Origin of the sequence: Kocuria sp. CCUG 69068, from assembly GCF_020833785.1 — a bacterium.
In the GTDB taxonomy this organism is placed as follows: Bacteria; Actinomycetota; Actinomycetes; order Actinomycetales; family Micrococcaceae; genus Kocuria; species Kocuria rosea.
Genome location: NZ_PDDL01000038.1, coordinates 21,905 through 29,641, shown reverse-complemented (window position 1 = coordinate 29,641; position 7,737 = coordinate 21,905). Strand labels below are relative to the sequence as shown.

General features: G+C 74.3%; 8 protein-coding genes. 4 read left to right on the top strand and 4 right to left on the bottom strand.

Going from position 1 to position 7,737, the window contains the following annotated elements; translation table 11 throughout:
* Positions 1-521: alpha/beta fold hydrolase (locus CRM73_RS09380; protein ID WP_229587485.1), on the bottom strand; the 521-nt coding region annotated here is incomplete at its 3' end.
* 86 nt (positions 522-607) lie between these two features.
* Between CRM73_RS09380 and CRM73_RS09375 the strand changes: the two genes are divergently transcribed.
* Positions 608-1,921: a condensation domain-containing protein gene (locus CRM73_RS09375; RefSeq protein ID WP_052132990.1), complete on the top strand. Its 1,314-nt coding sequence runs from the start codon at positions 608-610 to the stop codon at positions 1,919-1,921.
* 103 nt (positions 1,922-2,024) lie between these two features.
* Positions 2,025-2,297 carry a hypothetical protein gene (locus CRM73_RS09370; RefSeq protein ID WP_052132991.1) on the top strand — a complete coding sequence of 91 codons (273 nt, stop codon included), beginning with the start codon at positions 2,025-2,027 and terminating at the stop codon, positions 2,295-2,297.
* Positions 2,298-2,321: 24 nt separating this feature from the next.
* On the opposite strand, the gene CRM73_RS09365 is transcribed toward CRM73_RS09370, so the two are convergent.
* From CRM73_RS09365 to CRM73_RS09355, 3 genes are all read right to left on the bottom strand, one after another.
* Positions 2,322-2,702 carry a DUF1622 domain-containing protein gene (locus CRM73_RS09365; protein ID WP_229587484.1) on the bottom strand — a complete coding sequence of 127 codons (381 nt, stop codon included), beginning with the start codon at positions 2,700-2,702 and terminating at the stop codon, positions 2,322-2,324.
* A gap of 78 nt (positions 2,703-2,780) precedes the next feature.
* Positions 2,781-4,490: an FAD-dependent monooxygenase gene (locus tag CRM73_RS09360; RefSeq protein WP_229587483.1), complete on the bottom strand. Its 1,710-nt coding sequence runs from the start codon at positions 4,488-4,490 to the stop codon at positions 2,781-2,783.
* A gap of 43 nt (positions 4,491-4,533) precedes the next feature.
* The gene (locus CRM73_RS09355; RefSeq protein ID WP_229587482.1) at positions 4,534-5,502 is read right to left on the bottom strand and encodes an MBL fold metallo-hydrolase; all 969 of its coding nucleotides are present in this window, start codon (positions 5,500-5,502) and stop codon (positions 4,534-4,536) included.
* A 229-nt stretch (positions 5,503-5,731) separates the two neighbouring features.
* Here CRM73_RS09355 and CRM73_RS09350 point away from each other — a divergent pair, with 229 nt between their 5' ends.
* Positions 5,732-6,940, top strand: coding sequence for an acetyl-CoA C-acyltransferase (locus CRM73_RS09350; RefSeq protein WP_229587481.1), 1,209 nt, complete (start codon positions 5,732-5,734; stop codon positions 6,938-6,940).
* The gene (locus CRM73_RS09345; protein WP_229587480.1) at positions 6,940-7,725 is read left to right on the top strand and encodes an enoyl-CoA hydratase/isomerase family protein; all 786 of its coding nucleotides are present in this window, start codon (positions 6,940-6,942) and stop codon (positions 7,723-7,725) included. The genes CRM73_RS09350 and CRM73_RS09345 overlap by 1 nt, the downstream gene beginning before the upstream one ends.
* Positions 7,726-7,737 lie beyond the last annotated feature (12 nt).

Below are 7,737 nucleotides of genomic sequence, written 5' to 3'. Positions count from 1 at the left end.
GGCGGGTGCACCGGCCGGTCCGCCACGGCGGGCGGCCGGGTCGCGGCCTGGCCGGCCCGGAGGTAGGCCTCGAGGCCGTGGCGCTCCACCAGGTCCGCGCCCTGCCGGTAGGTCCCCGCCTGGCCGCGGCGCGAGGCCCAGGCCGTGGAGGGCACGCAGAGCGTCAGCGAGCGGAACCGCCCGGGCTCGGCGAGGGCGGCGTGCAGCAGCGTGGCCGCCCCCATGGACGGGCCGATCCCGTGGACCGGCTCACCGGGCGCCACGGCGTCCAGCAGGCGCAGCAGGTCCTCGGCCAGCCGGGGCCAGGTCCAGTCCGCGGCCACGGGCTCCGCGGCGGAGCCGCCGTGGCCCCGGGCGTCGTAGCGCACCGTCCGGTGCCCGCTCAGCTCGGCCGCCAGGTCCAGACCGCCCGCGGTGTTGGCGGCCCGGTCGGACAGCAGCCCGTGCAGCTGGACGGCAGGCGGGCCGGAGCCGGTCACGTCGTAGGTCAGGCGGCAGCGGGGGAGCTCGAGCGTCGGCATGCCGCCACGGTACGCGTAGATTGTGACCACCCGTGGACCGGACGCGTCCTCGGCGGCCGGCCCCCCGGCCCGACCAGGAGGTGCGCATGCGGCTGACCAGCATCACGCACGCCCGGCTGCCCGAGGGCCGCCTGTCCAGCTGCACCGTCCCCGCCGAGGGCGCCGGCCGGCCGCTGCCGGTGTCCTTCGACCAGGGCATGCACGTGGGAGCCGGTCCCCGCCCGGGGTCCTGGATGGCCGTGGCCGTGGAGCTTCCCGCGCCGGTGGACGCCGCGCACCTGGGCGAGGCCTGGGCGGGTGTCGTGCGGCGGCACCACACGCTGCGCACCGTCTTCTCCGCCGACGACGACGGCCGCGTCCGGCTGCACGAGATCGCCGACGCCGTGCGCCCCGTGTGGACCCGGCACGAGGTCGGCGCCGCCGGGACGCGGGCGGCCCTGCAGGCGGTGGCCGACGCCGCCTGCTCCCCGCTGGCCCGGCCCTCGCACCGGCTGTGCCTGATCGAGCCCGCGGCCGGGCCCGCCGTCGTCGTGCTCGCCGCCGACCACGCGCACGTGGACGCCTGGTCCCTGCCCCTGCTCGCCCGGGACCTGCTCGACGGGCTGGACGATCTCCGCGCCGGCCGCCCGGCCGGCGCGGGCCGGGCGCCCGCGGCGTCCTTCGCCGAGCACACGCGGGAGCTCGCCGCCCGTCCCCCGGCACCGCCGCACGTGGTGCGGCGCTGGGCGCGGATCCTCGCGGACGGCGACGGCGCCCTGCCCGTCTTCCCCCTGCCGCTGGGGGAGCCCGGCGCCCCGGCACCCGAGACGGTGACCACGCACGACGTCCTCGACGCCGAGGGCCTGGCCCGCCTGGAGGCGCGCGCCGACGGGCTGCACGTCCGGCTGCTGGTCCTGGTGGTCTCGGTGCTGACCCGGGCGACCGCCGAGCTGGCCGGCCGGCCCCTGCGCGCGGTCCTGCCCGTGCACAGCCGCACCGAGCCGCACTGGCGCGACGCCGTGGGCTGGTTCATCACCAACTCGGTGCTCGAGTGCTCGGACCCCGATCCGCAGGCCTGCCGCGCCGCCGTGCGCGAGACGCTGGAGCTGGGCTCGCACGCCCTGGAGCCGATCCTGCGGCCCCACGGCGGCATGCCCGTCCCGCCGGGGATGTTCATGCTGTCCTACCTCGACTACCGGCGGCTGCCCGCCACCCTGGCGCCGGAGCTGCGGGCGCAGCACATCTCCGCGTCGGCGCCGACCACCGGGGTGCAGGTGTGGTTCGTGGTGGGCGAGGGCGGCCTGCACCTGCGGGCGCGCTACCCGGGCACCGGGCAGGCCCGCTCGTCGGTGGAGGCGTGGCTGGGCGCCGTCGGCGCGGGGCTGCGCGCGCAGGCGCGCCCGGAACCGGACCGCGGATAGCCGCGGGCCCGGACGCCCCCGAGGGCCCGGTCCGGGTGCCCGTGCGCCCTGCCCCCGCCCCGGTCCGCCGACTATCCTGGTGGCAGCGGGCAGAAGGGGTCAGATGGACGACCGGACGATCGCCAGGACGCAGGCCAGGTTGATCCGCACCGCGCTGACGAGCACCGGGCTGGGTGCGCGCGACCTGTGGCTGCGGTACGTCCACCTGGGCGGAGAGGTCGGGGAGCTGGAGCTCGACGCCTACCTGCACCACGCCCTGTACCTGCCGCCCCGGCACCGGGACAGCCTGGCGCGGGCCGCCAACCAGCTGGTGCCCGGCCACCGGGTCCCGTGCAGCCGGGACCTGCGCCCGGAGGAGTACCCGCCCGAGGCCTGAGCGCCCGGCCGGGGGCCGGCGGGCCTACGCGGCGCGCTCGGGCAGGGGCGCCGCCTCGTCCTGCTTCTTCTGCCACGGCCACCGCCCGCTGATCTCGAGCTCGAGGGACCAGCTGAGGAAGGTCCGCACGACCACGATGAGCGCCAGCACCCCCACCGACTCGAACGTGGGGGTGATGGCGACGGTCTTGATGATGTCCGCGGCCACGAGCAGCTCCAGGCCCAGCAGGATCGAACGGCCGAGCCGCTGCCGGTAGCTCTCGTAGGTGTCGCGCCCCCCGCTCCCCCGCCCCAGCAGGTCCCGCCCGGCCAGGGGGGTCGCCACCACCGTCCCGACGACGATGGCGACCACGCCGGCGACGTCGACGGCCTCCCCGACGAGCTCCATGGACTCCTGGAACGACATCCTGCACCTCCGGTGACCCCGGCGGGACGCGCCGGCTCGAGTCTGCGATGAGGACGCCAGGATCTCACGGGTCCGCCGTCAGCCGGCGGCGGCGACCTCCTGGGGCACGGTCTCCGGCACGGAGCCCCGCCGCCTGGGGGGACCGTGCGGCCGCTCGCGCTCGGCGAGGACCCGGGCCGCCTCCGAACCGGGGGCGGCGACGGTGTTCTGCAGGGCCCGGCTCAGCGCCCGGGGGTCCGCGCCGTCCACCACGGCCGCGATGTGCGAGTCGGGGCGGATCACCCACACGTCGGTCGGCTCCGGCTTCAGCGCCTCGGCGAGCTTGCCGGTGGTGTCGATGTCCGCGATGGCGTGCAGGCGCAGCGGGGACCGGATGGCGGCGAGCGCGGTCCCGCGCACGAGCTCCTGGTCGACCGCCGGGCCGGTGAGGAGCAGGATCCCGAAGCGGGCGAGCTCGCGGACGCGGTCGGCGGCGATGCCCGGGACGGCGACCGGGACGTCCGGCAGCAGCACCCCGGGGACGGGGTCGGGGACCTCCCCCTTGGGTGGGCGCCCGGCGAAGGTCCGGGTGGGGTGCGGGGTGGTGAGCGGGGAGTCGACGTACCAGAAGGGCTCGGCCAGGCGCCCGGAGTCCACGTAGGTGGACGCGGCCGGGTCGCCGATCGCCCGCTCGAGCTTGGCGAGCCGCTCGGCCAGCTGCTCCTCGGTGCGGGGCACGAGGAAGTCCATGGTGGCCTCGGTGACCTCGAGGTTCTCGACGGCGGCGGCGCGGCGCTCGACGTCGTAGGACTCCAGCAGCGCCGGATCGGCGTTGCCGCGCAGCACCGAGGTCAGCTTCCAGGCGGCGTTCTCGGCGTCGCCCACGCCCGAGTTGAGCCCGCGGGCGCCGAACGGGGAGACGATGTGCGCGCAGTCCCCGGCCAGCAGCACCCGGCCCACCCGCATCCGGGAGGCCAGCCGGGCGTGGAAGCGGTAGACGGACTTCCAGACGATCTCGTAGTCCGTGTCCCCGATGATCTGGCGGATCCTCGCGTCGAGGGCCCCGGAGGCCTCCTCGGCGTCGAGGTCGTAGTCGCCGGGCACCTGCCAGTCGATCCGGAAGGTCGAGTCCGGGCACGGGTGGATGAGCACCTGCCGGCCGGGGTTCCACTCGGGGTCGAAGTAGAAGCGGCGCTCGGTGGCCCAGCCGGGGATGTCGGCCCGGATGTCGCAGATCAGGAACTTGTCCTCGAACGAGCGGCCGTCGAAGCTCACCCCGAGCTGGTCGCGCAGCCAGCGCGCCTTCGAGCCGAGCGCGGCGATCGCGTAGTCGGCCACGATCTCGGCCCGGCCCCCGTCGCGGCAGGAGCACACCACGGTCACGGAGCGCTCGTCCTGGGTGATCGAGACGATCTCGTGGCCCCAGACCTCCTCGATCAGCGGCTCGGCGGCGATCTTCTGCGCGAGCAGCTCCTCGGTGCGGGTCTGCGAGATGTTCACGAACGGCGGGAACGGGGACTGCCCCCTGTCCCGGAAGGGCTGGGCGAACAGCTCCTTCTCCCGGTAGAAGGTGCGCGCGGTGTCCCACGTGACGCCCTCGGCGGCCACCTGCCGGCCCACGCCCACGGCCTCCCAGACCTCCAGGACGTCGCGCTGCTGGCAGATCGCCTTGGACCCGATGGGGTCCCGCTCGGCGCGGGCGTCCAGGACCGTGACGGGGATGCCCCACCGCGCCAGCAGCAGCGCCGCGGTCTGGCCCACGGGCCCGTTGCCGAGCACCAGCACCTTGCCGGAGTCGAATCGTCTCACTGTCGCCCTCCTCGTTCTCGTGTCGCTGCTCGTGGGGACCGGGTCAGCCGTTCTGGAGCTGGTCCCAGACCTCGCGGTCGCGCTCGGCGGTCCAGATGACGGGCCGTTCGATGCCCGAGAGCTCGTCCCACAGCCGGGAGACGTCGAAGGGCAGGCAGTGCTCGAAGATCGGCCAGTGGCCGAAGTCGTCGTAGAGGGCGGTGTGCACGGCCTCGAAGGCGTCCTTGAGCGTCCCGCCGTTCTTCTGGACGGTGCCGACCTCCTCGATCATGACGTCCAGGAAGCGGCGGGTCTGCTCGATCGCCGCGTCCACGGCCTCCCGGCCCCTCGAGACCGCCCCGCGCCCGCCCACGAGCTGCTCCGCACCCAGCGCCTTGACGGCGTCGAGGGTGTGGCTCGCCCAGTCGCGGTGGAAGGCGTCCCCGGTGTAGAGGGCGGCCTCGGCCTCGACCAGGTCCCCGGCGAAGAGGATCTTCTGCTGGGGCAGCCAGGCGACGATGTCGCCCTCGGTGTGGCCGCGGCCGAAGTGCTGGAGCACGAGGTCCCCGCGGTCCCCGCCGAGGTCGATGGTCAGCTTGTCCCGGAAGGTCACCGTGGGCCAGGTCAGGCCCGGGACGGTGTCCGCGCCCTTGGCCAGGCGCGGCATGCGGCCGAACTCGGAGGCCCAGTCCTCCTTGCCGCGCTCCACGATGAGGTCGTAGGTGTTCTCGTGGGCGACGATCGTCTCGGCCTGGAAGGCCGAGGCGCCGAGCACGCGCACCGCGTGGTAGTGGGAGAGCACCAGGTAGCGGATCGGCTTGTCGGTGTGCTTCCGCAGCTCCGCCAGCCACTCGGCGGCCACCACGGGGGTGGCCAGGGCCTCGAAGCAGACCAGGAAGTCCTCCCCCTCGATCGCCCCGATGTTCGGGTCCCCCTCGGCCGTGAGGGCGTAGACGCCCTCGGCCAGGATCTCGAGGGTCTTCTGCTTCTCGCCGAGGTCCGCCGAGGACGCGAAAGACTTGGTGGTGCCCATGTGCCGTCTCCTTCGTGGGGCCGCGCAGGGCCCGGGATAGTCAAATGCTGTATCAGTTCCACGGTAGCCCCCGGACCTTGATTTGTGAAGCAGGCCACAGGCGATTGCTGTCGCAGCTCTGTTGACCCCGCGGGCGCACGCGTGGGAAGGTTTGATGAACGATCGGTCGGTAAATTCGGGCGACGATGCCCGGATGCCGGCCGCACCCCGTCGCGACAGGAGCCCACCCATGCCCGCAACCCCTCAGGCCCTCCTCGTCGGCGGGGCCCGCACCCCGGTGGGCCGCTACGGCGGCGCGCTGGCGAGCGTGCGCCCCGACGACCTCGCCGCCCTCGTGGTCAAGCACGCGGTGACCGACGCCGGGATCGACCCGCACGACGTCGACGAGGTGATCCTCGGCAACGCCAACGGCGCCGGCGAGGAGAACCGCAACGTCGCCCGCATGGCCTGGCTGCTCGCCGGCTTCCCCGACACCGTCCCCGGCATCACCGTCAACCGGCTCTGCGCCTCCGGGCTCTCGGCCATCATCATGGCCTCCCACATGATCAAGGCCGGCGCCGCCGACATCGTCGTCGCCGGCGGCGTGGAGTCCATGTCCCGCGCCCCCTGGGTGATGGAGAAGCCGGCCAAGGCGTTCGCGAAGCCCGGCGACGTCTTCGACACCTCCATCGGCTGGCGCTTCACCAACCCCGAGTTCAAGAAGCAGGACAAGATGACCTACTCGATGCCGGAGACGGCCGAGGAGGTCGCGATCGTCGACGGGATCTCGCGCGAGGACGCCGACGCCTTCGCCGTGGCCTCCCACGAGAAGGCGATCGCCGCGATCGACGCCGGGCGCTTCGCCCCCGAGATCGTCCCGGTGACCGTCACGGGCCGCAAGGGTGCGACGACCGTCGTCGACACGGACGAGGGCCCCCGCCCGGGCACCACGATGGACGCCCTCGCGAAGCTGCGCCCCGTGGTGGACCACGGGACGGTCGTCACCGCCGGCAACGCCTCCTCCCTCAACGACGGCGCCTCGGCGATCCTCGTGGTCTCCGAGCGCGCGGCCGAGAAGTACGGGCTGGCCGCCCGGGCCCGGATCGTCGACGGTGCCTCCGCCGGCGTGGCCCCGGAGATCATGGGCATCGGCCCCGTCCCCGCCACCCAGAAGGTGCTCGGGCGCACCGGGTGGGGCATCGGCGACCTCGGGGCGGTCGAGCTCAACGAGGCCTTCGCATCCCAGTCCCTGGCCTGCATCCGCCGCCTCGGCCTCGACGCCGGCACCGTCAACAACGACGGCGGGGCGATCGCGCTCGGCCACCCGCTGGGCTCCTCCGGCTCCCGGCTCGTGGTGACGCTGCTGGGCCGGATGGAGCGCGAGGGCGCCGACCGCGGCCTGGCCACCATGTGCGTGGGCGTGGGCCAGGGCACCGCGATGCTCGTGGAGAAGCTCTGATGGTCGGGCCCAGCGAGATCCTCGGCACGGAGTTCACCGCCCTGCGGCTCGAGGAGCGCGAGGACCGCCTGCACGTGGTCCTGGACCGCCCCGACGTGCGCAACGCCATCGACGCGACCATGGTCGAGGAGCTGCACACCGTGTGCGGCCACCTCGAGCGGCACCCGAAGATCCTGATCCTCTCCGGCACCGAGGTGAACGGCCGGGGGATCTTCGCCTCCGGCGCCGACATCGCCCAGCTGCGCGAGCGCCGCCGCGACGACGCCCTGGCCGGGATCAACTCCCGGATCTTCGACCGCATCCACAGGCTGCCCATGCCGGTGATCGCCGCGATCGACGGCTACGCCCTGGGCGGCGGCGCGGAGCTGGCCTACGCCGCGGACTTCCGCATCGCCACCCCGCACCTCACGATCGGCCAGCCGGAGACGAATCTGGGCATCATCGCCGCCGCCGGCGGGCTGTGGCGGCTCAAGGAGCTGGTCGGCGAGGCGGTCGCCCTGGACATCCTGCTCGCCGGCCGGCTCCTCGGCGCGGACGAGGCCCTGGCCCTGCACCTCGTCACCGAGCTGCACGAGCCCGCGGAGCTCGTCGGCGCCGCGCACGCGCTCGCCGACCGGATCGGCGCCCAGGACCCCCTGGCCGTGCGGATCTCCAAGCGGGTCTTCGCGGCACCCCCGTCCGCCCACCCGCACATCGACGAGCTGGCCCAGGCCGTGCTCTTCGAGTCGGAGGCGAAGTTCGACCGCATGCAGGCCTTCCTGGACCGCAAGAAGAACAAGAAGTAGGAGCACCCCGAC